We start from the raw sequence: 24,599 nt of genomic DNA on the forward strand, positions 1-24,599 counted from the left end.
CCGAGCTCGCCGCGCACGATCAGGCGCTCGCCGTCGCGCGTGAGCGCACCACCGCGCAGCGCGCCGACATGGCAAGCTGGCAGGCGCGCTCGAGCGAAGCCGCGCGCCGGATGAGCGACATGGCGCGGCGGTTCGAGGAGATCGACCAGGAGCGCGCGGTCGTCGCCGCCAAGCCCGAAGGGCTGATGCGCGAGATAGAGCAAGGCGACACAGTCCGCGCCCGTCTCGCCGCTGAACTGGCGGAGGCGGAGGCGGGAGTCGCTGCCGCGCAAGCCACCGCGCAGGCCGCCGACCGCGCACTGTCTGAAACAACCGAAGCGCTCGCCGCCGCACGTGAGAGCCGCGCTGGTCTCGCCGCACGCGCCGAGAATGAGGAGCAGCGCCGCGAGGAGATGAGCCGCATCTCGGGCGAGCGCTTCCAGTGCCCGCCCCCGCTGCTCGCCGGCCGGTTCGAATTCGACGCCGAGGCAGTGCGCAACGCCGGCCTCGAGAGCGAGGAGATGGAGCGCCTCACCGCCAGCCGCGAGCGGATCGGTCCGGTCAACCTCGTCGCCGCCGAAGAATTGGCACGGATCGAGAGCGAGCACGGCACCAACGCCGCCGAGCAGGCCGAGCTGGCCGAAGCGGTCAACCGCCTGCGCGGCTCGATCGGCAACCTCAACCGCGAGGGCCGCGAGCGCCTCCGCGCCGCGTTCGAGCAGGTCGACACCCACTTCCGCCGCCTGTTCACCCGTCTGTTCGAGGGCGGCCAGGCGCACCTCGCCTTGGTCGACAGCGACGATCCGCTCGACGCCGGCCTCGAAATCTATGCCCAGCCACCGGGCAAGCGGCTGCAGTCGCTCACCCTGCTATCGGGCGGCGAGCAGGCGCTGACCGCGATCGCGCTGATCTTCGCGCTGTTCCTCACCAACCCCGCCCCCATCTGCGTGCTCGACGAGGTCGACGCGCCATTGGACGACGCGAATATCGACCGCTTCTGCGACCTGCTCGATTCGATGGTCGCCGAAACCGACACCCGCTACCTCATCGTCACCCATAACGCGGTGACCATGAGCCGCATGCACCGCCTGTTCGGTGTGACGATGGTCGAGCGCGGGGTCAGCCGCCTGGTCAGCGTGGATCTGGGCGAAGCCGAATTGCTCGCCGCCGAATAAGTCAGCGCCGCCGTTTGCCCGGCCCGACGTGGCGCGTGCGCTCGAACTCCGCCTCGATGGTCGAACGACGGGTCTTGAGCAGGTCCTGCCGCGAGAGGATGCCGACCACCGCGCGTGTCTCCGGATCGACGATTGGAATGCGCCCAATGCCCGATTGGACGATCATGTCCGCCACCGCACCGCCCGGGGTATCGGGATAGGCGAACGGCTGGGTGGCGTCCGACACCACGTCGCCAAGCGGGGTATCGTCATCACCGCGCTCGACCTGCCAGCGCAGCGCGTCGGTGCGCGATACGAGGCCCAGCAGCCGGCCTTGCGCATCGGTCACCGGATAGCTGCGATGCTGAGCCTCCTCGCCGAAGAAGCGCACCGCCTGCGCAATCGTCATCGTGCCGGGCACGGTCGCGGGATCGGCGGTCATGATCTGACTCGCCTGCGCCAGGTCGAGCTGGTTAACCGCATATTCCTGCACGATGTGTCGGCCGCGGCGGCCGATCTTCTCGGTCAGGATCGAGCGGCGCATGACCAGCACGCTCACCGCATAGGCCACGCCCGAGGCGGCGATCGTCGCCGGGATTGCGCTGAATTGCCCGGTCAACTCGACCGCGAAGATCGCTCCGGTCAGCGGCGCGCGCATCGCTCCGCTGAGGATGCCGGCCATGCCGATCAGCGCCCAGAGCCCCGTGTCGCCCGGCAGCAGTTGACCGAGCAGGAACCCCGCCGCGCCGCCGAGGATCAGCAGCGGCGCCAAGATGCCGCCAGACGTCCCCGAACCGAGCGCCACAAGCCACACAACCGCCTTCACTACGAGCAGCGAGACGACCACCTTGAGCGGCAGCGGAGCGTCGAGCAGCTCGGCGATGTTGGCATAGCCGGCGCCGAGCACATGGCGGTCGATCAGCCCGCCGACCCCGACCACCACACCGCCGATCGCCGGCCACCACATCCAGTGCACCGGCAGGCGGTGGAACGCGTCCTCGATCCGGTACAGCAGGCTGGACAGCAGCGCGGCCTCCAGCCCGACGACCAGCCCCACCCCCGCGGCGGCCGCGAGCGGCCACAAACCTGCGGGCAGCGCCGCATCGAGAGGAAACATCGGCCCCGCACCGATCAGCAGCGGCCGCCAAGCGAACGCGACCAGCGCGGCGACCACCACCGGCACGAAGCTGCGCGGCTTCCATTCGAACAGCAGGAGCTCGACCGCGAGCAGGATCGCGGCAAGCGGGGTGCCGAAAATCGCGGTCATGCCCGACGCGGCGCCCGCCACCAGCAGTGTCTTGCGCTCCGCCGCGCTCAGGTGAAAGCACTGCGCGAACAGCGATCCGATTGCGCCGCCGGTCATGATGATCGGTCCCTCGGCTCCGAACGGCCCGCCGCTGCCGATCGAGATGGCGGAGGAGACCGGCTTCAACACCGCGACTTTCACCGACAAGCGACTCTGGCCGAACAGGATCGTCTCGATCGCCTCGGGGATGCCGTGGCCGCGGATTTTCTCCGATCCGAAGCGCGCCATCAACCCGACCAGCAACGCGCCAACCGCCGGAATTACCAGCACCAGCCAGCCAACCGAGGCATCGGTAATGGTCGACGGATCGGCCGACAGCCGGCCGTACCAGAACAGATTGGTGGAAAGCGCGATCATCCGCACCAGCAGCCACGCACCGAGCGCGCCGCCCGTGCCGACCACCAGCGCCATGCCCGCGAGCATGAGCATCCGCCAGTCGGCGCTGTGATCGGCGAGGCGGTGCGCTTCGGCGGGGCGCGGCGTGGCGACTGACATGGGCTGTGCTCGAACGGGGAACGGTCCTGCGCGCCCTATGGCCGAACGCCGGTTAGCGCAACGGCACTATCGAAAGTTAGTTAGACGTTGTGCCCCGGACCGCATCGGCCGCGGCGAATTGCGCGATCTGCTCGCCGTACGCCGCCTCGAACGCCGGGCGCGCGGTTATTCGCGCGACATATGCCTCGGTCGCCGGTCGATCGCCGAACGCGCGCACCTTGGGCACCCGCAAAACGTCCGCCATCAGCAAGTCGGCGACGGTGAAGCGGCCTCCGGCTAGCCACTCGCGCTCCGCCAGCACGCGTTCGAGTTGGCCGAGGCGCTTCTCGACCCACGGCTCCAACGGGTTGTCGCCCTGCCCCGACATGCCGACGAACCACCAAGGCACCGCGACCATCTCGATCGAGTTGAGCGCGGCGAACAGCCATTGCAGCGTTTCGGCGCGCCCCACGTCGTCGCGCGGCATCAGCGCGTCGCTCTTGTCCGCCAGGTGCAGCAGGCAGGCGCCGCTTTCGAACAGGTTGACCTCGCCGTCCTGCAAATAGGGCACCTGCCCGAACGGCTGGAGATCGAGGTGATTGGTCTCGCGGCCGTCGAACGGCACGGTCGCGATCGTGTAGTCGAGGCCCGCCTCGCGGCAGGCCCAGCGCAGGCGCAAGTCGCGCACGAACCCGCGCGGTCCTTCGGGCACCCAGTCATAGGTCCAGATCGTGATCTGGCTCATGGGAGAGTCTAGAGTTCGAGCGCCGCGGCGAGCGTCGCGCGCACCGAGCGCAAGCGGGCTATCACCTCGGGCGGGACGGCGCTGGGCGTCTCATCACGCGGCTGGGCCAGCTCGAACGCGGGTTGCTGAGCGGAGTTTGCTGTCTCGCCCTCGCCCGGCTTGAAGTCCTTGAGCGCGGTCTTGGCCCCGCGCAGCGTGTAGCCCTCGCGGTTCACCAGCCGGTCGATCTCGCGCACCAGCGCCACGTCCTCGGGCCGGTAGTAGCGGCGGCCGCCGCTGCGCTTCAGCGGCTTCAGCTGCGGGAACTGGTCTTCCCAGTAGCGCAGCACGTGCGCCTTGATGCCGAGCGCCTCGCCAAGCTCGCCGATCGTGCGCAGCGCGCCCGCATCCTTGCCGTCGTCGAACTCTCCGGCCACGCGCGGCCCTCCTATCCGTTGGCCACCCGCTCCTTGAGCAGCTGGCTGGCGCGGAAGGTCATCACCCGCCGCGGGGTGATCGGCACCTCGACGCCGGTCTTGGGGTTGCGGCCGATCCGTTCGCGCTTCTCGCGCAGCACGAAGGTGCCGAAGCCCGAAATCTTGACATTCTCGCCCTTCGACATGGCTTCGCACATGTGCCGGAGGATCGCCTCGACCAGGTCGAGCGCCTCCGCGCGCGAAAAGCCGAGCTTGCGATTGATCGTGTCTGCGAGATCCGCGCGAGTCAGCGTGCCCACCGAACGCGTCATGCGTTTTCTCCTGCCCGTCCACGCGACCCGGGATTTCCACTAATGTTAGACATTTTTATATGGTGCCGCAACGCTTTAAAGCGCGCGCTAGTGGAAAAGCCCTAGATGCGGACCAGGCTGGCGCCCCAAGTGAAGCCGCCACCCATTGCCTCGAGCATGACGAGGTCGCCCGGCTTGATCCGCCCATCCCTCACCGCCGCGTCGAACGCCAGCGGGACCGAGGCGGCTGAGGTGTTGGCGTGTTGGTCCACCGTAACCACCACCTTCTCCGCTGGCAGCCCTAGCTTGCGCGCGGTCGCGTCGAGGATGCGGGCGTTGGCCTGGTGCGGGACGACCCAGTCGATGTCCTCGGCCGTGAAGCCGGTTTCCTTGAGTACCGTCTCCAGCACCGAGGCGAGATTGGTCACCGCGTGGCGGAACACCTCGCGGCCCTTCATGCGCACCTTGCCGACCGTGCCGGTGGTCGACACGCCGCCATCGACATAGAGCAGTTCGTTGTGCGCGCCGTCGGCGTGGAGCTGCGAGAAGATGACGCCCGGGCCGTCTTCGTCGACCTCGCGCGCCTCCAGCACGATCGCGCCGGCACCGTCGCCGAACAGCACGCAGGTGGTGCGGTCCTCCCAGTCGAGGATGCGGCTGAAGGTCTCCGCGCCGATCACCAGCGCGCGCTTGGCCATGCCCGTGCGCAGCATCGAATCGGCGGTGGCCAGCGCGTAGAGGAAGCCCGAGCAGACCGCGGCGACATCGAACGCGATCCCGCCATGGCAACCCAGCAGGTCCTGCACCTTGGTCGCGGTCGCCGGAAAGGTCTGGTCGGGAGTGGCGGTGGCGAGCACGATCAGGCCGATGTCGGCCGGTGCCAGGCCGGCCGCCTCGATCGCCTTGCGCGCGGCGTCGGCGGCGAGGGTCGCGGTGGTTTCACCCTCGGCGGCGATGTGGCGGTTGCGGATGCCGGTGCGCTCGACGATCCACTCATCGCTCGTATCGACCATCTCCGCCATTTCGGCATTGGAGACGGCGCGCGCGGGCAGCGCCGAGCCGGAACCGACGACGACCGAGCGGATCACGCCGCCTGCCCTTCGTCCGAGGTGGACTTGGCCCGCGCATGGCTGCGCAGCTTCACTTCGCCCAGCTCGGCCAAATCCGCCGAGATGCGGTGCGTGAGATCGTCCTCCAGCAGCCGCGCGGCGACCGCCACCGCGTTCGCCACCCCGGCCGCCGTCGCGCTGCCGTGGCTTTTCACCACCACGCCGTTGAGGCCGAGGAAGACCGCGCCGTTGTGGTTGTTCGGATCGAGGTGGTGCCGCAGCAGCTCGGTCGCCGGGCGCGAGACGAGGAAACCGATCTTCGACCGGGTCGAGCTGGTGAAGGCATTGCGTAGCAGGTCGGTCACGAAGCGCGCCGCGCCCTCGATCGCTTTGAGCGCGATGTTGCCCGAGAAACCGTCGGTCACCACCACGTCGCAGGTGCCGCGGTTGATCTTGTCCGCCTCGATGAACCCGTCGAAGCTCAGCTCCAGCCCGGTCGCACCGCGCAGGCGCTGGGCGGCGTCCTGCAGGACGTCGGTGCCCTTGCCCTCTTCGGTGCCGATGTTGAGCAGGCGCACCCGCGGCGCCTCCAGCCCGGTGACGATGCGCGAATAGGCCGCGCCCATGATCGCGAACTGGACGAGGTTGCGCGCGTCGCACTCGGTATTGGCGCCGAGGTCGAGCATGATGACGTCGTTCTCGCCCAGGGTCGGCAGCAGCGCGGCGAGCGCGGGGCGGTCGATGCCCTTGATCGTGCGCAGCGCCAGCTTCGACATCGCCATCAGCGCGCCGGTGTTGCCGGCGCTCACCGCGGCGCCCGCCTCGCCCGCCTTCACCGCGTTGACGGTGAGGCCCATGCTGGTGGTCTTGGCGCGGCGCAGCGCGGCGGTCGGCTTCTCGTCGCCGCCGACGACATCCTCGCAATGGAGGATTTCAGAGGCGCCGCGCATGTTCGGGTGCGCTTCGAGCGCGGCCTTGATCCGCGGCTCGTCGCCGACCAGCAGGAACTTGAACTTGTCGTGCCGGCGCCGCGCGAGGGCGGCGCCCGAGATCATCGTCTGCACGCCCTCGTCGCCGCCCATCGCATCAACGGCGATCCGCGGCAGACTCATGGCGATGCTAACCCGTTACCGGCCGTCAGAGGCCGACGGCGATGACTTCGCGGCCGTTGTAGTGCCCGCAGTGATTGCAGAGGTTGTGCGGGCGCTTCAGCTCACCGCAGTTGCTGCATTCGTGGTGGGCTTCGACCTTCAACGCGTCGTGCGAGCGGCGCATGCCCCGGCGGGAGGGCGAAGTCTTTCTCTTGGGGACAGCCATTTCGGCACCTGTTCCAGTCGTCTAAATCGTGTGTCGGATCGCCCTAGGCCAAGGCCCTACGGCGCACAACCCATGCGGGCGGGCACGCGCTTAAGGGACCCAGCCTTCGCGGGAAGGCGCGGCCTATAGCGAAATTCTTGTGCGTTGCAAGCACGCGCCTCTGTGCTAGCCCTAGACCTCGGGTTCGATTGGACAGTGGGGCAAAAATGATCCTTCCGGTTACGTTGTGCGCGGCTGCGGCCGCGGCGATCATCAACATCTGGCTGAGCGTGCGCGTTGGCCAGATGCGGGTGAAGCACAAAGTCTCGATCGGCGACGATGCCGGCGGCCCGCTGACCGCGAGGATGCGCGCGCAGCTCAACTTCGTCGAGAACACCGCGTTCGTGCTGATCCTGATCGCCGCGATCGAGCTGGCCGGCAAAGGCGGCCAATGGCTGGCGTGGGTGTCGATGGCCTACATGCTCGGCCGCATCGCGCATGGTGTGGGAATGGACGGCGGCGCGCTCGGCAAGGGGCGCTCGGTCGGGACGCTGATCACTATGCTGACCCAGCTCGGCCTGGCGGTCGTCGCGGTGCTGATCGCGCTGGGTCGGTTCTAGGCCGGTCTGTCAGCGAGCGACGGCCAAGGCGGCGTCGGCCGCGGCCAGCACGTCACCGGTGATCGGGACGAAATATGGCGTGGGTTCCCCGCACGCCACGGCCATGATCTGCCCGACGATCGTGTCTTCTTCGATCGGCGCATAGTCACCGTCAACCGACCCCATGTCCTTTGACGCCCCGGCACGATCGGTCTGCCACGCCTGCAGTACTCTGCCGGTGCCCGCCTTGCAGTCGAACAAGTAGTTCGACCACTCGAGGGGACCTTCGCGCGGAATCGCTGCAGCGACGACATTGCCTTCCACCGATCCGGGTCGTCCGACGACGATGGCGAAAGGCTTGTTGTCGATGGTAAGCGTACCGTCCAATTGCCACCAATTCGGCCCCTGAGTGTGGCGAATCCAATCGCCCGCCGCAACGGCCGGCGCACTCGCCAGCAGCGCCGTCAGACCGACGCCGAGCGTCAATTTGCGTAGCATTGTGTACCCCCCACTCGTCGCGGAAGCCTTGGCGCGAATTGCCGCGTCAGGCAACCCACGCTCGCCGCACCTCAACTCAGCGCGTAGTCGCTCACGAACGCATTGGTCTGCCGCTCGCGCCCAAAGGTGCTGGTCGGCCCGTGGCCGGGGATGAAGGTGACGTCGTTCCCCAGCGGCCACAGCTTCTGGGTGATCGCGTCGATCAGGTCCTGGTGATTGCCCATCGGGAAATCGGTCCGCCCGATCGAGCCCTGGAACAGCACGTCGCCAACGATGGCGAAGTTCGACGGGCGGTGGAAGAACACCACGTGCCCCGGCGTATGGCCCGGGCAGTGGATCACCTCCAGCGTCAGTTCCCCGACGGTGACGGTGTCGCCGTCCTGCAGCCAGCGGTCTGGCTCGAACACCTCCGCCTGCATGCCGTACTTGCCGCCGTCCTCGTCCAGCCGGCTGATCCAGTACCGGTCCGCCTCATGCGGCCCCTCGATCTTGAGACCGAGCTCCTTCGCGAGCATCCCGGTCTGCCCGCAGTGGTCGAGATGGCCGTGGGTGACGAGCAGCTTCTCCAGCGTCACGCCCGCCTTGGCCACGCCCGCCTTGAGCCGGTCGAGATCGCCGCCGGGATCGACCAGCGCCCCGCGCATCGTCTGGGTGCACCAGATCAGCGAGCAGTTCTGCTGCAGCGGCGTCACCGGAATGATCGCGGCGCGCATCGGCGGTTGCGGGGTATCGGTCATGGGGCGAGAGGTGGCCGCGCGACGGCGCGAATGCAAGTTGGGACGGCATGTCCGCAAACGACCCATTGCGGACGATGATGCCCGGGGCCCAGTTCAGCCTTTGTCCACGTAAGTATCGTGGGTATGGCCGCCCAATGGCTCGGGCCCTACTTGTTGTGTGCATGCTGTTAGCATCATGCGAAGGCACGGATGCGAAGTCCGAGATGCAATGGAAGTCATCCTATACGCCCGCTGAGTGTAAAGCGCTGGTGTCGGACGAAGCCGTGATTGCTCGATGTGGCCACGGTGACATAAGCCGCGCTGCGGTATTGCTAAGCGAAGATGCGACTAAGTGCCTGCCGTTCTCAGCTCCGGAGAAAATCGACGGTATCTGGTTCACGGCTTTCGAGCTTTCGAACTTCTATGAAGGCGCTAAGACGCTATCAGACCTGCCTTCAGGTGATTTGACGCAAAACTCGACGTGGTTCTCGAGCACCCCTTCGGCGACCAGGAAGCTCCCTGAACTTCACTTCGAGAGTAAAGCGTTCCGGCTCGAGATAATGGGGCGACGGTCGCTTTGTCGAGGCGCCTATGGTCATCTGGGATACGCCTCGAAGGAGGTCATTGCTACGGACGTGCTTAACGTTACCCCGCTCCGTCGAAAAGAAATCCCTACAGCGCAGCCTTGAACGACCCCTTTCCATCAAAACCCGGACATTCATAACCGCCCGCTCTTCCACACCACGCGGCCGACAATCTCCAGCTCTTCCAGCGCCACCTCGACGGGCGGATAGGCGTAGTTCTGGCTCAGCAGAGTCGCCCTGCCCGGTCCGGCGGCGGCGAGGCGTTTGACCAACAGGGCGTCGCCGACGCGGACGACGTGGATGCCGTCGCGCAAGGCGCGCTGGGCGCGGTCGACGAGGATTTCGTCGCCGTCGTGGAGAAGCGGTTCCATCGAATCGCCCTGGACGCGGATCGCGTGAAGCTCGGCGCCCGCGAGGCCCTGCTCGCGCAGCCAGGTACGCGAGAAGCGGAAGCTGTCGAACGGCGCCTCGCTGCTGGTGAGCGCACCGGGCCCGGCGGCGGCGCCCAGAGGAAGGCGCGGCACCTCGACCCAATCGCTTCGGGTCGCGGAACCGCGCGGGGAATTTCCTTCGGCTGCGCCCAGTTCAGATTCGCTGACGGCGAAGAACTGCGCCAGCTTGCGGCGGTCGTCCTCCTCCAGCTTGCGCGGGCTGCCCTTGCGGATGAACTGCTGCAAGTAGCTGGAATTGCGCCCGATCATCGTCGACAGGCCCGACAGGCTGACCCCGCGCTGGGCGCACAAATCCAGCAAGCGGCGGCGGGGGTCGGTGTCCGGCGGGTTTACCATCCTTCCTTCCTACACGTAGGATTTTTCCTAGACAAGTAGGATTTCAGGCGCAAGCTAGACCCCTCGATCGCCCAACGAGTCGCACGAGATCGAGGAGCCCCATGCTAATCCGCACCATCGAAAAATTCCTGCGCGAGCATCAGATGCCCGCCACTAAGTTCGGCCGCCTGGCCGCCAACGACCCGCGCCTGGTCCTCGACCTGAGGATGGGCCGCGAACCGCGTTCCGCGATGCGGTCGCGGGTGGAACATTTCATGAACAAATATCGGGAGACCATCCATGTTTGACAGCCAGCCGCCCGCCCCACCCCGGGTCCGTAAGGGCGCTAGCGAGCGGCTGCGCGAGGCGCTGATCGCGCTCGCCGGCGGTCATGGGGAGGTGGTTGCTCATCGCGAGAAAAGCTGGGCGAGCATCACTTTCGCCGGGTCGCGGCACACGCTCGAGCTTGCGTTCGCCGGAGCCGAAGCGGTCGCGGCGGGCGAGGCGTTCATCGCCGTTCTACCTGAGCATGAGTTCGCCATCCCGCGGCAGTTGGTCGCGGAGGCGAACGTGGTCGCGGTCGACCATCGGCTCGATCCGCCGCACATGGCGGTTACTTGCGAAGTGTTGCTGCTGGAGGAAGGCTGACGATGCGCAAGGCGTCACCCCGTGCGGCAAGGCGACGTCTCGGCCCCGCAAGGCGACACTTTCGCACCCAAGGCGACATTAAGTCCCTGGACAGTGTGACAAGTGTGACAAGTCGGACGGCGCGCGGCGTTACAGCCGCCGGATCACCAGGTTCCGGATCTCGCTCATGTCCTCCATCGCGAACCGGATGCCTTCGCGCCCCAGCCCCGAGTCCTTGACCCCGCCATAGGGCATGTTGTCGACCCGGTAGCTGGGCACGTCGTTGACCACGATGCCGCCCACGTCGAGCGTGTCCCACGCTTCCAGCACCTGGTGGATATCGCGGGTGAAAACGCCCGCCTGGAGGCCGAACTTGCTGTCGTTGACGATGTCTAGCGCCTCGTCCCAATCGCTGAACCGCATGAGGTTGGCGAGCGGGCCGAACGCCTCTTCCTTGTTGGCCGAGCACGCCTTGGGCACGCCTTCGAGCAGGGTCGCTTCGAGCATCGCACCTTCGAGCTTGCCGCCGCACAGCAGGGTCGCGCCGGCGGAGACGGCCTCGTCGATCCAGCCCTTGAGGCGCTTGGCCTCCTTCTCGGAGATCATCGGCCCGATGAAGGTGTTGCGGTCCTTGGGATCGCCCGCGACCAGCGTCCTGGTCCTGGCGACCAGCATGTCCTTGAAGCGGTCGTAGACGCTGTCGTGGATCAGGATGCGCTGGACGCCGATGCAGCTCTGGCCGGACTGGTAGAACGCGCCGAACACGATCCGCTCCAGCGCGTGGTCGAGGTCGGCGTCCTTGTCGACGATCACCGCCGCGTTACCGCCGAGTTCGAGCACGACCTTCTTCTTGCCCGCCTTCGCCTTGAGGTCCCAGCCTACCCCGGGTGAGCCGGTGAAGGAGAGCAGCTTGAGCCGCTCGTCGACGGTGAACATGTCCGCCCCGTCGCGGTGCGCGGGGAGGATCGAGAACGCGCCTTCGGGCAGCACATCACACTCGGCGAGCACCTCGCCCATGATGATCGCGCCGAGCGGGGTGAGGCTCGCGGGCTTCATCACGAACGGGCAGCCCATCGCGATCGCCGGCGCGATCTTGTGCGCGGCGAGGTTGAGCGGGAAGTTGAACGGCGAGATGAAGCTGCACGGCCCGATCGGCACCCGCTTCCACATCCCCATATAGCCCTTGGCGCGGGCGGAGATGTCGAGCGGCTGGATCTCGCCATAGTTGCGGGTCGCCTCTTCGCTGGCGATGCGAAAGGTATCGATCAGCCGGGTGACCTCACCCTCGCTGTCCTTGATCGGCTTGCCCGCTTCAACGCACAGCGCGTAGGCGAGCTCGTCGAACCGCTCGCGGAAGCGCGCGACGCAGTGGTCGAGCACGCCCTGCTTCTCGTAACTCGCCAGCCGCGCCATCGACTCGGCCGCGCGGACCGCGCCGGCAATCGCCTCGTCGATCACATCCGGAGTCGCGAGCGCGGTGCGGAACGCGACTTCGCCGGTGAACTTGTCGCGCACCTCGAGGTCCGTGTTCGGCTGCGCCGCCTTGTTGTTGAGATAGAGCGGGTAAGTGTCCTTGAGCTTGGTCATGCATTCCCCCCGGTTGCCGCCACCTCTGCCCGACCGCCGCGCACGAACGCAAGCCCCGCAAGGCCCACGGCGAGCAGGAACACGATCGAGGCGAAGCCCCACTGCTGGCTATGCGTCATCCGCGTCACCAGGCTCACCAGCCCCGGCGCGAGCCACGCGGTCGCCACGCCCGACAGGGCGTACACGCCGAAGAACGCGCCGGTCTGGTCGGGCGGGGTCAGGCGGGTCAGCGCGGTGCGCGAGGAAGCGTACTGCGCGGTGATGAAGATGGCGTTGTTGAACCCGATCAGCAGGTACAGCAGGTCCGGCAGCGTGCGGTACACCGGCCCGTCCCACAGCACCCCATGCGCGGCAGGGTCCCAGTGCCAGAAGTAGAGGATCGTATCGGGCCGCATGCCGAGCAGCGCGACGAGGCTCACGATCGTCATGCCGATCTCGATCATCAGCGCGTTGCGCGGTCCGACCGAATGATCGAGCCAGCGGCCAACCTGCCCGCCGACCGCGGCGACCACGCTCAGAATGATGCCGGTGATCAGGAGATCGAGCGGCCCCCAGCCCATCACGCCGGCGGCCAGCACGCCGAAGAAGAACAGTACCCCGTTCATCCCGTCGTAGAAGAACATCCGCGCGGCCAGATAGACCACTGCGTCGCGTTGCTTGCGCACGGCGCCAATCATCCGGGCGATGTCGCCCGCCCCTTCGCGAAACGCGCGCAGCAGCGGCGTGCCGGTGCGCGGCGTGTCGGGAGTGAAGAGGAACAGCGGCAGCGCCCCCAGCGCCAACAACCCCGCGGCGAGCCAGGCAACCACCCGCTCGGGCTCGTGCGCGGCGGCATCGAAGCCGAACAACGGCTGGGCCGGCACCCACCACCAGTCGACTTTCCCCGGCAAGGCGAACGCCCAGGCGGTAAAGCCAAGAGCCGCCACCGAGGCCGCGTTGCCGAGCGAGAGCGCGAGGCCCGACGCGGTGTGGACGTTCTTGAGCCCCGCGGCCCGCACCAGCATCGCGTTGTGGAACACTTCGGACCACGCAAACAGCACGCTGATCATCAGCGTGACGGTCATCGTCATTGCGACGGTCAGGCCGGTCCCGTCCGGCTTGGACCACCACAGCAATGCGGTGAGCGGGACCATCGCGGCAACGATCAGGCCCAGGCCGGGCTTGCGCGGCCCGAGCCGGTCCAGCGCAGCTCCGAGCAGTGGTCCCGTCAGCATCACTATCCAGCCGGCGTACTGCGCGTAACGTGCGATCAGTTCCTGTCCGCGCACCGGATCGCCGACCAGCGTGGCCGAGACGTAGGGCATGAAAATGTAGATGGTGATGAGGATAACGCTCGGATCGCGCCCACCCTCGAAAATCGACCACGCCACCGCACCGCGATTGAGCCGGCCGGACTCCGGAGCGGCCTCCGTCACCACCGGTTCCGCAACGACCGAGGCTGGCCCGAGCATCTCGGGCACGGTGGGTTCGCTCACGCCATTCTCCCGTCACGCCAACCTCTTGTGGGCGGCGGCTCGGGCGCGAAGATGTCCGATGTCGGCGCGGCGCGCCAGCGGCTAATTCACCGCCTCGCTATTGCGATCCGCCTGCCGCTTGAGCCGGGCCTTCTCGTGCTGCTCGATCCGGTGCGAGCGCCAGCGCAGGCCCATGCCGGCGATCGAGGTCAGCGCGCCGAGGATCAAGCACGCCATCAGCACCGCGTCGCCCTTCGCGCCCTTCAGCGCGACGATCGCCAACAGGATCACGCTGACGGTGGAGGTGAGGTAGCCCGCCCCCTTGAAGCGGGACGCGCGGTTCAAAGGCCATCCGGTCAGCACGCGAGGATTGCTTGTCATACGACTATCTAACACGCGTCGCCGAACCGGCGTTCCGAGCCTAATCCTTGTTAGGTGTTGCGCCTCACAGCGCCTTCGACAGCGCCTTGATGTCCTTGTTCAGGATCTGATCGTTCTCGGTGTAATCGACCGGACAGTCGATCAGGTGCACGCCCGGCGTGTCGCGGCAATGCGCCAGCAATTCTCGCAAGTGATCGCTCGATTCCGCCCGGTGTCCACTGGCGCCGTAGCTTTCGGCATACTTGACGAAATCGGGGTTGCCGTAGGTCAGGCCGAAGTCGGCAAACCCCATGTTGGCCTGCTTCCAGCGGATCATCCCGTACGCATCGTCGCGCAGGATCAGCACGGTGAGGTTGAGGCCGAGACGGACCGCGGTCTCCATCTCCTGGCTGTTCATCATGAACCCGCCGTCGCCGCAGATCGCCATCACCTTGCGTTCCGGATAGAGCATCGCGCTCATCATCGCGCTCGGCAAGCCCGCGCCCATCGTCGCCAGCGCGTTGTCGAGCAGCACGGTGTTGGGGAGGAACGCGCAGTACCCGCGCGCGAACCAGATCTTGTACACCCCGTTGTCGAGGCAGATGATCCCGTCACGCGGCATGCACTCGCGCACCTGGTGCACGAGATGCGGCGGGAAGATCGGGAAGCGCGTGTCGCCGGCGAGCTTGCTGGTGTGCTCCAGCTCCGCCTTGCGGTAGCCGAGCATGTGGGCGAAATCCCACGAGCGGTTGGGCGAGATGTCTTCCTTGATCTGCCAGATGGCGTTGGCGATGTCGCCGATCACCTCGATCTGCGGGAAGTAGACCGGATCGACCTCGGCGGTGCGGGTCGAGACGTGGATCACCCGCGCGCCGCCCGCCTTCATGAAGAACGGCGGCTTTTCGATCACGTCGTGCCCGACGTTGATGATGAGATCGGCGTCCTCAACTGCGCGGTGGACGAAGTCGCCCGCCGACAGCGCGGCGCAGCCGAGGAATTTGGGGTGCCGTTCGTCGATCACGCCCTTGCCCATCTGGGTCGTCAGGAACGGGATGCCGGTCTTCTCGACGAACTGTTCGAGCATCCGCCCGCACAGCTTGCGGTTGGCGCCCGCGCCGATGACCAGGATCGGCGCCTTGGCTTGTTCGATTGCCTCGACCGCCTGGCGCACGGCTTTGGGCTCTGCCGAGGGACGCCGCGCGACTGAGCGCTGGATCGGCTGCGAGTCGGTCTTTTCCTCGGCGATGTCCTCGGGGAATTCGAGGTGCACCGCGCCGGGCTTCTCTTCCTCGGCCAGGCGATAGGCTTCGCGCACGCGGCTGGGGATGTTGTCGCCCGCGGCGAGCTGGTGGGTGTACTTGGTGATCGGCTCCATCATCGACACCACGTCGAGGATCTGGAAGCGGCCCTGCTTGGATTTCTTGATCGGCTTCTGCCCGGTGATCATCATCATCGGCATCCCGCCGAGCTGGGCATATGCGGCCGCAGTCACGAAGTTGGTCGCGCCCGGGCCGAGCGTCGCCACGCACACGCCGGTCTTGCCGGTGTGACGGCCGTACGTCGCCGCCATGAAGCCGGCGCCCTGCTCGTGCCGGGTCAGGACAAGCTTGATCTGTTTCGACCGACTGAGCGAATCGAGGAAGTCGAGGTTTTCCTCGCCCGGCACGCCGAAGATGTACTCGCAGCCCTCGGCCTCGAGACACTCGATGAACAGATCCGACGCCTTGCGCTTGCCGTCTTCGGCCATGCCTTAAATCCCCCAATACGCTGCCCACGCGCCCGCGGCCGCTGTTGCCGCGGCCTGCTGGATGCGTGGCGTATCAAAGCATTGCGGCGCTGTCTTGCGTCAATATCCGCGCGCGGGGTCGAAGATCGGCGCCAGGGGCTCGCCCGCCACGTAGCGGCGGCAATTCTCTACGAACTGCTCGGCGGAGCGCACGAACATCTTCGACTGCGCGCGGCCCGACAGGTGCATGGTGATCTGCGCGTTATCGAGGCTCCACAGCGGGTCGTCCGCCGGCAGCGGCTCGGGCGTCGTCACGTCGAGCAACGCGCCACCGATGCTCTTCGCTTGCAGCGCGGCTACCAAAGCGTTCTGATCGACCACCGCGCCGCGCGCGATGTTCACCAGCACCGCGCTGTCGTTCATCGCCGCAAACTCGGCCGCGCCGATCATGCCGTCGGTTTCCGGCGTGGCGGGCACCGCGAGGATCACCCAGTCAAACTCGCCGAGCTTGGCGCGCCAGTCGTCGGGACCAAGCGCGCCCGCGCCGGCCGAGCGGCGTACCGGCACCACTTCGACGTCGAAGGCCTCGAGCCGGGTCTTGATCAGCCCGCCGATCGCGCCGAGGCCGAGCAGCAGCGCGCGCGTGCCCGAAAGCTCCAGCTTGCCCGGCGAGTCCATCAGCCACTCGTGCCGGTCCTGCGCGCGGACGACCTCGCGGTAGCCCTTCGCGTGCGTCAGCATCAGCATGACGACGTACTCGGCAATGGTGATCGCGTTGATCCCGGCGCCGTTGGTGACAGTCACCTTGCGCTCCGCCAGCAGGTCGAGCGGCAGGAAATCGAGCCCGGCGTAGATCGAGTTGAGCCACTTAAGCTTGTCCGCCAGTCGCACCGCCTCCGCCATCGGCTCCTTCTTGTCGAGATCGAACCAACCGATCTCCGCCTCTGGCGCGAGCGCGTGCATCTCCTCGACCGAGGTGTACCAGCGGGCTTCGATCTCGGGCGGCAAGTGCGGCTCGATCAAAGGGCGGACGAGGCCTGACAGCACGGCAATGGCCATTCTCGATCCCCTTTACTCGTCGGCCCGGACTTGATCCGGGCCAGTGCTGTTCTTCATGCGCCCCACTAGAAGTGATGCACCACCCCGGATCAAGTCCGGGGTGACGTAGTGTGTGCCTAAAGCTTCCATTCCCAGCCCAGCGGATCGCCGTCCATCACCTCGACGCCTTGGGCTGCAAGCTCGTCACGGATCGCGTCCGAGGCGGCGAAATCTTTCGCAGCTCGCGCTTGCTTGCGGCGATCGAGGGCTGCCTCGATCTCAGACTCTTCAATCGTCGCAGCGGCAGGGCGCAAACGCAGTTCCTCGCGTGTCACCTCGAGGAGGCGCAGGCCAAGCACCGCATCCATCCGCTCAATCACGGCGCGTTTTGCTCCCGCCTCGACCTTCTTCATTGTCAGCGCCTCATCAAGCGCCGTGAGCGCAACGGCCGTGTTGAGGTCGTCCGAGACCGCAGCGTCGAACCGGTCAATCAGTGGCGCGAATTTCGGGTGCTCGCCGCCCGCTTCGACTTCACGAAGCGGCTCGACCGCCATCACCATCCGCTTCAACCGCACCAGCGCCGCGCCCAGCCCCTCCCAAGTGAACTCCAGCTCGCTGCGATAGTGCGCCTGCAGGCACAGCAGCCGGTAGGCGAGCGGGTGGTACCCGCGATCCACCAGCGCCTGCAGCGTCAGGAAATCGCCCGTCGATTTCGACATCTTGCCCCGCCGGTCGACGAGGAAGTTGTTGTGCATCCAGATCCGCGCGCCGCTGTCCGGGCCGCAGGAATGTGCCTGGTTCTGCGCGATCTCGTTCGGGTGATGGATCTCGCGGTGGTCGATCCCGCCGGTATGGATGTCGAACGGGTGGCCGAGCAGCTCGGCGCTCATTACCGAGCACTCGATGTGCCAGCCCGGCGCGCCGCGGCCCCAGGGCGAATCCCATTCCATCTGCCGGCTCTCTCCCGGCGGGGTGGTGCGCCACAGCGCGAAGTCCGCGGCGTGGCGCTTGCCCTCGACACTCTCGATGCGCCCCTCGCCCTCGTCGGTCGAGGCGCGTGCGAGGCGGCCGTAGTCGGGCACGGTCGAGACGTCGAAGTACAGCCCGCTGTCGAGGCGGTAGGCGTGCTTGCCCTCGATCTCCGCATTCCACGCGACCATCGCTTCGACGTAATCGGTCGCCTTGGGATGCTGGACGGGCCGGATGTTGAGCCGGCGCAGATCCGCCTCGAACACCTCCTGGTAATGCCGCGCGATGTCCCAGGCGGACTTGCCCTGGCTGGCGGCCGCCTTCTCCATCTTGTCGTCGCCCGCATCGGCGTCGCTGGTCAGGTGCCCTACGTCGGTGATGTTGATGACGTGCTTGAGGTCGTAGCCCTTGAAGCTCAACACCCGCCCCAGCGTATCGGCGAACACATAAGCGCGCATGTTGCCGACGTGCTGGTAGTTGTAGACCGTCGGCCCGCACGAATAGACCCGCGCCTCGCCCCGATGGAGCGGCCGAAAAGTCTCCAGGCTGCGGGTCAGCGAGTTGAACAGCTTGAGGTCGGTCATCGCGCGCGGACTTATCCACGCGCCGGGCTAGGTCAATCCCAACCCTCCCACCGCACCGCCTCGTCGAGCGGCGCGCGGGCGACGGGGAACTGGTTGACCGGCGCATCGCGGTCGCCCCAACCGATAGCGAGGCCGCAGAAGAACGTGTGATCCTCCGGAATCGAAACCACCTCCCGGATTTGTTTCGAATAGACCGCCCACGCCTCTTGCGGGCAGCTATCGAGCCCCTCCTCGCGCAGCAAAAGCATGACGGTCTGCAGCCACATGCCGATGTCCGACCACTGCGGCGGGCCCATGTACTTGGGCGTGTGCACCAGCATTAGCACCGGCGCGCCGAACGCCTGGAAGTTGCGCGCGAACCACGCCAGCCGCGCAGGCTTGTCCTTGCGCGGAATGGCGAGCGCGCCGTACATATCCTCTCCCACCCCGCGCCGCCGGTCCTCGTACGCGCCGTCGAGCTCGGGCGGATAGACGTGATACTCGGGCGCGAACGCCGCGCGGCCCTTGGGCAGGTCCTCGGCTATTCGCGCGATCAGGCGGGCGAGCGGATCGCCGGTGAGAACGACGCCGTGCCACGGCTGCGTGTTGCCGCCTGACGGCGCGCGCTGCGCTTTCTCGAGCACGCGCTCGATCGTCCCGCGATCAACAGCCTTGTCGAGGAAAGCGCGGATCGAACGGCGGCTGGCGACCGCTTCGGACACCTTCATCAGTCCACCTCGAAGAGCTCGGCAAGCTGCTCGGTGATCGTCCCGCCGAGCTGCTCGACGTCCATGATCGTCACCGCGCGCCGGTAGTATCGCGTCACGTCGTGACCGATGCCGATCGCCACCAGTTGCACCGGCGATTGCTTCTCGATCCAGTCGATCACCTTGCGCAGGTGCTGCTCGAGATACCCCGCGCTGTTCACGCTCAGCGTGCTGTCGTCGACCGGGGCGCCGTCGGAGATGACCATCAGGATGCGGCGGTCTTCCGGGCGGGCGAGCAGGCGGTCGTGCGCCCACAGCAGCGCCTCGCCGTCAATGTTTTCCTTGAGCAGCCCCTCGCGCATCATCAGGCCGAGGTTGCGGCGGGCGCGGCGCCAGGGTTCGTCGGCGCGCTTGTAGATGATGTGGCGCAGGTCATTGAGGCGCCCCGGCTGCGCGGGCTTGCCGTCGGCGAGCCACGCCTCGCGGCTCTGCCCGCCCTTCCACGCGCGAGTGGTGAAGCCGAGCACCTCGGTCTTCACGCCCACCCGCTCGAGCGTGCGGCCGAGGATGTCTGCGCTGATCGCGGCGATCGAGATCGGCCGCCCGCGCATCGAGCCCGAGTTGTCGATCAGCAAGGTGACCACGGTGTCCTTGAACTCGGTCTCGCGCTCGATCTTGTAGCTCAATGAATGGCCGGGGCTGATCACCACGCGGGCGAGCCGCGCGGCATCGAGCAGGCCTTCCTCCTGGTCGAAGTCCCAGCTGCGGTTCTGCTGGGCCATCAAGCGCCGCTGCAACCGGTTTGCAAGCCGGGTGACGATCCCCTGCAAGCCGGTCAGCTGGCTGTCGAGATAGGCGCGCAGCCGGTCGAGTTCGTCGGCGTCGCACAGTTCGGGCGCCTCGACCACTTCGTCGAAGCGCGTGGTCCAGGCCTTGTAGTCGAAACCCTCCGGGATGTCGGTCCACGGGCGATTCGGGCGGACCGGCATCATACCGTCCTCGCCCTCATCGCCCGGCTCGCCCTCGGCCGTTTCCTGCTCCGACCCCATCTTGGTGTCGGAATCGCCCTCGTCCTCGCCGTCCGACATTTCGCCGGCGAGTTCGGTCGATTGCGGGTTGCCCTCGCCCTGGTTGTCGTCCTCGCCCTCGTCCTGGTCTTCGCCTTCGGGCTCCTCTCCGTCCTCGCCATCGTCGGACGGCTGGTCGAGGTCGTCGGGCAGCGTCAGGTCGAGATGGCGCAGCAGATCGAGCGCAAGGCCCTGGAATGCCTTTTGGTCATCGAGCTGCCCGGCGAGCGCCTCGAAATCCGCGCCGGCCTTGTCCTCGATCCATTCTCGCACCAGCTCGACGCCGGGCGCGGCGCGCTGCGGGATCGCTTCTCCGGTGAGCTTTTCGCGCAGGATCAGTCCGAGCGCGCTTGCCACCGGCACGTCCTCGGCACGGATGGCGCGGGCGATGGGGTCGGAGTTGGTGCGCAGCTCGGTCGCCGCGTCGAGGTTGGCGCGGATGCCGCCGTATTTGTTCGCGCCGAGCGCCTCGTAACGCACCTGCTCGACCATGTCGTAACACGCGCGCGCGGTCGCCTCGGCGGGCATCCCGCGCATGTGCAGCGCCTCGTTATGATGGCGCAGCTTGAGCGAGAAGCTGTCGGCGAAGCCCCGCGCCTCGCGGGCCTGGTCGGCGGGCACCGAACGGCCCGGCAGCGGCACCCGGAAGTGCTTGCCGCGCGCGGTCGGCGCATCGGCGCTCCACGCCACTTCCACCTCGGGCTCGTGCGCGAGCGCACGGCTGGCGCCTGTCAGCGCGAGCTTGAAGCGATCGAGGGGCGTTTCGTCGGCCATGAAAGCGCTCGGCTCAACCTTCCTTCGTCATCCTGAACTTGTTTCAGGATCCATTTCGCCGTTTCAGCCGGCAGTCTGCGAACCGACCGGACGCATGGACATCGCGCCGATCGGACGCACGGTCTGTGGCGCACGATGGACCCTGAAACAAGTTCAGGGTGACGGGAGTGGGTGCGAAAAGGAACTGCCTACTTGAGTATCGTCTGCCCGGTCTTCGCCCAGTCGGCCAGGAAGCCCTCGATACCCTTGTCGGTCAGCACGTGGTTGGCGAGGCTCTTGATGACCGCTGGCGGCGCAGTCATCACGTCGGCGCCGATACGCGCAGCCTCCAGCACGTGGATCACGTGGCGAACACTGGCGACAAGGATTTCGGTACCGAAGCCGTAGTTGTCGTAGATCAGGCGGATATCGCGGATCAGATCCATCCCGTCGAAGCCGTTGTCGTCATGCCGGCCGACGAACGGGCTGACGAATGTCGCCCCCGCCTTGGCCGCAAGCAGCGCCTGGTTGGCCGAAAAGCACAGCGTGACGTTGACCATGGTGCCTTCGCCGGTCAGCGCGCGGCAGGTCTTGAGGCCATCGATAGTCAGCGGCACCTTGATGCAGACGTTATCGGCGATTTTCCGCAGGACTTCGGCCTCGCGCATCATCGTCGCGTGATCGAGCGCGACCACCTCGGCGCTCACCGGCCCATCGACGATCCCGCAGATTTCCCCCGTCACCTCCATGAAGTCGCGGCCCGACTTGTGGATCAGCGAGGGGTTGGTGGTGACGCCATCGAGCAGGCCGGCGTCGGCCAGCTCGCGGATGGCATCGATCTCGGCCGTATCGGCGAAAAACTTCATGGTGGCGCAGGCTCCCGGGAATGCGATTCCCGGGAAGCCTTAGCGGGCCCCTCTCGCCGGGGCTAGAGCCGCGAACCCACCCCGAACGCACCGATGATCAGCGGATCGCGGGTCGCCTGCGGGTTGGCGCGGATGGCCTCTTCCTCGTTGCCGATCTCGTTCCAGATAACGTCGTCGACCCTGGCCGAGAAGGTGCGCGCGACCTGCGGGATGTCGACGCCGGTAAGCGCGGCGAGCGCCTCGCCGACCAGCGGATCATTCGCCACGCGCAGGCCCTGGCCGACCCCCGGCAGCATTGCGTCGATGAGCGCGGTGCCCATCTCCTGGCGCAGGAAGCTCGAGGCGGCGCGCGGGCCGCCGCGGATCAAATCGACCGCGTTGGCGAAGCCGATGGTGCGGACGGTGTCGGCAACCACCGGCGCGGCCCGCTCGGCGGCGTCGAACGCGACCGGCGCCAGCGCGCGGGCCAGGCGGTCCTTGAACAGGGCAGAGGTGAGGATGCGGTTGAGCGTTCCGCCGCGCGCGCCGAGGAACTGGTCGAAGCCGAGCGCGGCGACCTGCTGGTCCCAGAACCCTCCCGGCGCGGTCATCCGGTCGAACGCGCGGCCGGTGGAAAGGTACAGCAGCCGCGCGACCGCATCGGTGAAGCTGAATCCGCCGAACCCGGTGGTGCACGCAGGCAGTGCCAGCACCCCGGCGGACACGCCGAGGCCGGCGAGGAACTTGCGGCGGTGCAGGACAGCCGGGCTGCCAATCAAATCGGTCATTGCAAGGTCTCCTAACCTTGCCGCCCCACCACGGCGGCGCCCATATGGGCTGAACTGTGATGAACCGCGCCCGACTGCTGATCTTCAACGCCGCGCTCGGCCCGCTCGACTACCGCGTTCCGGAGGGGGTGGCCGTCGAGCCGGGCTCGGTCGTGGTCGCGCCACTGGGCCCCCGCCAGATCGTCGGGATCGTCTGGGAGGCTGAACGGCTGCCCGGAAGCGAGGTTCCGGACGCCAAGCTGCGGCCGTTGCTGAGCGTGCTGCCGGTGCCGCCGCTGAAGGCGGAGCTGCGCCGCCTGCTGGAATGGACCGCGGACTATTACTGTGCGCCGCTGTCCTCGGTGGCGCGGATGGTGCTGGCGAGCGGCGGGGCGCTGCGAGGTCCGGCGACGATGACCGAGTATCGCCTGTCGGGCGGAATGCCCGAGCGCATGACCCCGCAACGCCAGGCCGCGATCGAGGCGCTCGAGGGTGAGCAGGCGACCATTCGCGAGCTTGCCGGCATCGCAGGGGTCAGCGAGGGTGTGCTGCGCGGGCTTTGCAACCAAGGGGTTCTGGAGCCGGTGCAGGTCGATTGCGACCGTCCGTACTCCCGAGCACGCGCCGAACACGCTGTTCCGGTGCTTTCAGAGGCCCAAACAGCCGTGACGAAGCGCTTCATTGATGCCGTTCGCGCACGTGCGTTCGCTCCTTTCCTGCTCGATGGGGTGACCGGATCGGGCAAGACCGAGTGCTACCTCGAAGCCGTTGCCACCTCGCTCGAATTGGACCGGCAGACCCTCGTCCTGCTCCCTGAAATCGCGCTGACCGAGGCCTTCCTGCGCCGGTTCGAGGACCGCTTCGGCACCCCGCCGGTGGTGTGGCATTCCAGCCTCAAATCCACCGAACGCCGCCGCGCCTGGCGCGCGATCGCGGCGGGCACCGCGCAAGTCGTGGTGGGCGCGCGCTCGGCGCTATTCCTGCCCTACGCCAACCTCGGGCTGATCGTGGTCGACGAGGCGCACGAGGTCAGCTTCAAGCAGGACGAAGGCGTCCGCTACAACGCCCGCGACGTCGCCGTCATGCGCGCCCGGTTCGAGAGCCTGCCGGTGATCCTCGCCAGCGCCACCCCCGCACTCGAAAGCCTGCAGATGGCTGAGAGCGGAGTCTACGAGCGGCTGGTGCTGGAAGACCGCTACGGCGGCGCGCGCCTGCCGGCGATCGACACGCTCGACCTCACCGTCGAGAAGCCCGAACGCGGCCGCTGGCTGGCCCCTCGGCTGGTCGAGGCGATGGAAGAGCGGCTGGCGCGGGGCGAGCAGTCGCTGCTGTTCCTCAACCGCCGCGGCTACGCCCCCCTGACGCTGTGCCGCAATTGCGGCTTCCGCTTCCAGTGCCCCAACTGCAGCGCCTGGCTTGTCGAGCATCGCCTTAGCCGCCGCCTCGCCTGCCATCACTGCGGGCACGAGACCCCGCCCCCGCCCGCCTGCCCCGAATGCGGCGAGCTCGATTGCCTCGTCGCCTGCGGCCCAGGTGTTGAGCGGATCGCCGACGAGGTCGCCGTGATCATGCCCGATGCGCGGGTCGCCGTGGTCACTTCGGACACCGTCAATTCGCCCGAACGGGCCGCCGAATTCGTCGAACGTGCCGAGAGCGGTGCGATCGACGTCATCGTCGGCACCCAGCTCGTCACCAAGGGCTTCCACTTCCCCGAGCTGACCCTGGTGGGCGTGGTCGACGCCGACCTCGGCCTCGAAGGGGGCGACCTGCGCGCGGCCGAGCGGACTTATCAGCAGGTCGCGCAAGTCGCCGGCCGCGCCGGCCGCGGCGCCAAACCGGGCGAGGTGTTGATCCAGACCCGCCATCCCGATGCGCCGGTCATCGCCGCGCTGGCCGCGGGAGACCGCGATGCGTTCTACGACGCCGAGACCGAAGCCCGCCGCCACGCCGGTGCCCCGCCGTTCGGCCGCTGGGCCGCGATCATCGTCTCGAGCGAAGACGAGGCCGAGGCCAAGGAAGGAGCCCGCCTGATCGGCGGCACCCAGCCCAATGTCCCCGACGTCGCCATCCTCGGCCCCGCCCCCGCCCCGCTCAGCCTGCTGCGCGGCCGCTATCGCTACCGCCTGCTCATCAACGCCCGCCGCAGCGCGCAGGTGCAGGACGTGATCCGCGACTGGCTCGCCCCCTTGCGCTTTCCGCAAGGCGTGCGGGTCAGCATCGACATCGATCCCTACAGCTTCGTTTGAGCTTCGCCTCGCGATGG

25 protein-coding genes are annotated in these 24,599 nt (G+C 67.4%); 5 read left to right on the forward strand and 20 right to left on the reverse strand.

The window, feature by feature from the left end:
• On the forward strand, positions 1-1,154 hold a 1,154-nt coding region (locus ELY12_RS09945), incomplete at its 5' end, for a coiled-coil domain-containing protein (protein ID WP_479258868.1).
• A 1-nt stretch (position 1,155) separates the two neighbouring features.
• Here the strand turns inward: ELY12_RS09945 and ELY12_RS09950 are convergent.
• The 7 genes from ELY12_RS09950 to rpmF form a co-directional block, all read right to left on the reverse strand.
• Positions 1,156-2,934 carry a chloride channel protein gene (locus tag ELY12_RS09950; RefSeq protein WP_126176556.1) on the reverse strand — a complete coding sequence of 593 codons (1,779 nt, stop codon included), beginning with the start codon at positions 2,932-2,934 and terminating at the stop codon, positions 1,156-1,158.
• Positions 2,935-3,010: 76 nt separating this feature from the next.
• The gene (locus ELY12_RS09955; protein WP_126176557.1) at positions 3,011-3,658 is read right to left on the reverse strand and encodes a glutathione S-transferase family protein; all 648 of its coding nucleotides are present in this window, start codon (positions 3,656-3,658) and stop codon (positions 3,011-3,013) included.
• 8 nt (positions 3,659-3,666) lie between these two features.
• The gene (locus ELY12_RS09960) at positions 3,667-4,074 is read right to left on the reverse strand and encodes a MerR family transcriptional regulator (RefSeq protein ID WP_126176558.1); all 408 of its coding nucleotides are present in this window, start codon (positions 4,072-4,074) and stop codon (positions 3,667-3,669) included.
• Positions 4,075-4,085: 11 nt separating this feature from the next.
• Positions 4,086-4,385: an integration host factor subunit alpha gene (locus ELY12_RS09965; protein WP_126176559.1), complete on the reverse strand. Its 300-nt coding sequence runs from the start codon at positions 4,383-4,385 to the stop codon at positions 4,086-4,088.
• Between the two features lie 101 nt (positions 4,386-4,486).
• A complete protein-coding gene (locus tag ELY12_RS09970) occupies positions 4,487-5,452 on the reverse strand; it encodes a beta-ketoacyl-ACP synthase III (protein WP_126176560.1) in 966 nt (321 codons plus the stop codon).
• Positions 5,449-6,525: a phosphate acyltransferase PlsX gene (gene plsX, locus ELY12_RS09975; protein WP_126176561.1), complete on the reverse strand. Its 1,077-nt coding sequence runs from the start codon at positions 6,523-6,525 to the stop codon at positions 5,449-5,451. Before plsX ends, ELY12_RS09970 begins: the two co-directional genes overlap by 4 nt.
• Before the next feature lie 25 nt (positions 6,526-6,550).
• On the reverse strand, positions 6,551-6,730 hold the full coding sequence (gene rpmF, locus ELY12_RS09980; protein ID WP_126176562.1) for a 50S ribosomal protein L32: 180 nt from the start codon (positions 6,728-6,730) through the stop codon (positions 6,551-6,553).
• A gap of 206 nt (positions 6,731-6,936) precedes the next feature.
• On the opposite strand from rpmF, the gene ELY12_RS09985 reads away from it, so the two are divergent.
• Positions 6,937-7,329 (forward strand): MAPEG family protein, encoded by a 393-nt coding sequence (locus tag ELY12_RS09985; protein ID WP_126176563.1) that lies wholly within the window; start codon positions 6,937-6,939, stop codon positions 7,327-7,329.
• Positions 7,330-7,338: 9 nt separating this feature from the next.
• Here ELY12_RS09985 and ELY12_RS09990 read toward each other — a convergent pair whose 3' ends face one another.
• The 3 genes from ELY12_RS09990 to ELY12_RS10005 form a co-directional block, all read right to left on the reverse strand.
• On the reverse strand, positions 7,339-7,806 hold the full coding sequence (locus ELY12_RS09990) for a hypothetical protein (protein ID WP_126176564.1): 468 nt from the start codon (positions 7,804-7,806) through the stop codon (positions 7,339-7,341).
• Positions 7,807-7,877: 71 nt separating this feature from the next.
• Positions 7,878-8,519: an MBL fold metallo-hydrolase gene (locus ELY12_RS09995; protein WP_126176706.1), complete on the reverse strand. Its 642-nt coding sequence runs from the start codon at positions 8,517-8,519 to the stop codon at positions 7,878-7,880.
• A 721-nt stretch (positions 8,520-9,240) separates the two neighbouring features.
• A complete protein-coding gene (locus tag ELY12_RS10005) occupies positions 9,241-9,894 on the reverse strand; it encodes a S24 family peptidase (protein WP_126176566.1) in 654 nt (217 codons plus the stop codon).
• A 101-nt stretch (positions 9,895-9,995) separates the two neighbouring features.
• Here ELY12_RS10005 and ELY12_RS10010 point away from each other — a divergent pair, with 101 nt between their 5' ends.
• Together ELY12_RS10010 and ELY12_RS10015 are read left to right on the forward strand one after the other, a co-directional pair.
• On the forward strand, positions 9,996-10,181 hold the full coding sequence (locus ELY12_RS10010) for a hypothetical protein (protein WP_126176567.1): 186 nt from the start codon (positions 9,996-9,998) through the stop codon (positions 10,179-10,181).
• A complete protein-coding gene (locus ELY12_RS10015) occupies positions 10,174-10,521 on the forward strand; it encodes a hypothetical protein (protein WP_126176568.1) in 348 nt (115 codons plus the stop codon). Before ELY12_RS10010 ends, ELY12_RS10015 begins: the two co-directional genes overlap by 8 nt.
• A 129-nt stretch (positions 10,522-10,650) precedes the next feature.
• On the opposite strand, the gene ELY12_RS10020 is transcribed toward ELY12_RS10015, so the two are convergent.
• From ELY12_RS10020 to ELY12_RS10065, 10 genes are all read right to left on the reverse strand, one after another.
• Entirely contained in the window at positions 10,651-12,087 is a 1,437-nt protein-coding gene (locus ELY12_RS10020) for an aldehyde dehydrogenase family protein (protein ID WP_126176569.1), read from the reverse strand.
• Positions 12,084-13,562, reverse strand: coding sequence for an MFS transporter (locus ELY12_RS10025; protein ID WP_206435812.1), 1,479 nt, complete (start codon positions 13,560-13,562; stop codon positions 12,084-12,086). The genes ELY12_RS10020 and ELY12_RS10025 overlap by 4 nt, the downstream gene beginning before the upstream one ends.
• 81 nt (positions 13,563-13,643) lie before the next feature.
• Complete coding sequence (locus tag ELY12_RS10030) at positions 13,644-13,886, reverse strand: hypothetical protein (RefSeq protein WP_126176570.1); 243 nt, start codon at positions 13,884-13,886, stop codon at positions 13,644-13,646.
• A gap of 100 nt (positions 13,887-13,986) precedes the next feature.
• Positions 13,987-15,648 (reverse strand): acetolactate synthase large subunit, encoded by a 1,662-nt coding sequence (locus tag ELY12_RS10035; protein ID WP_126176571.1) that lies wholly within the window; start codon positions 15,646-15,648, stop codon positions 13,987-13,989.
• 99 nt (positions 15,649-15,747) lie between these two features.
• Positions 15,748-16,686 (reverse strand): D-2-hydroxyacid dehydrogenase, encoded by a 939-nt coding sequence (locus ELY12_RS10040; protein WP_126176572.1) that lies wholly within the window; start codon positions 16,684-16,686, stop codon positions 15,748-15,750.
• A gap of 116 nt (positions 16,687-16,802) precedes the next feature.
• Positions 16,803-18,218 carry a cysteine--tRNA ligase gene (gene cysS / locus ELY12_RS10045; RefSeq protein ID WP_126176573.1) on the reverse strand — a complete coding sequence of 472 codons (1,416 nt, stop codon included), beginning with the start codon at positions 18,216-18,218 and terminating at the stop codon, positions 16,803-16,805.
• 32 nt (positions 18,219-18,250) lie between these two features.
• Positions 18,251-18,925, reverse strand: coding sequence for a nitroreductase (locus ELY12_RS10050; RefSeq protein ID WP_126176574.1), 675 nt, complete (start codon positions 18,923-18,925; stop codon positions 18,251-18,253).
• The gene (cobT, locus tag ELY12_RS10055) at positions 18,925-20,745 is read right to left on the reverse strand and encodes a cobaltochelatase subunit CobT (protein WP_126176575.1); all 1,821 of its coding nucleotides are present in this window, start codon (positions 20,743-20,745) and stop codon (positions 18,925-18,927) included. Before cobT ends, ELY12_RS10050 begins: the two co-directional genes overlap by 1 nt.
• 188 nt (positions 20,746-20,933) lie before the next feature.
• On the reverse strand, positions 20,934-21,590 hold the full coding sequence (gene fsa, locus ELY12_RS10060; protein ID WP_126176576.1) for a fructose-6-phosphate aldolase: 657 nt from the start codon (positions 21,588-21,590) through the stop codon (positions 20,934-20,936).
• Between the two features lie 62 nt (positions 21,591-21,652).
• On the reverse strand, positions 21,653-22,357 hold the full coding sequence (locus tag ELY12_RS10065; RefSeq protein ID WP_126176577.1) for a DUF4197 domain-containing protein: 705 nt from the start codon (positions 22,355-22,357) through the stop codon (positions 21,653-21,655).
• Positions 22,358-22,416: 59 nt separating this feature from the next.
• Between ELY12_RS10065 and ELY12_RS10070 the strand changes: the two genes are divergently transcribed.
• On the forward strand, positions 22,417-24,582 hold the full coding sequence (locus ELY12_RS10070; protein ID WP_126176578.1) for a primosomal protein N': 2,166 nt from the start codon (positions 22,417-22,419) through the stop codon (positions 24,580-24,582).
• The last annotated feature ends 17 nt before the right edge of the window (positions 24,583-24,599 follow it).

Origin of the sequence: Tsuneonella rigui (assembly GCF_003958625.1) — a bacterium.
GTDB lineage: Bacteria > Pseudomonadota > Alphaproteobacteria > Sphingomonadales > Sphingomonadaceae > Tsuneonella > Tsuneonella rigui.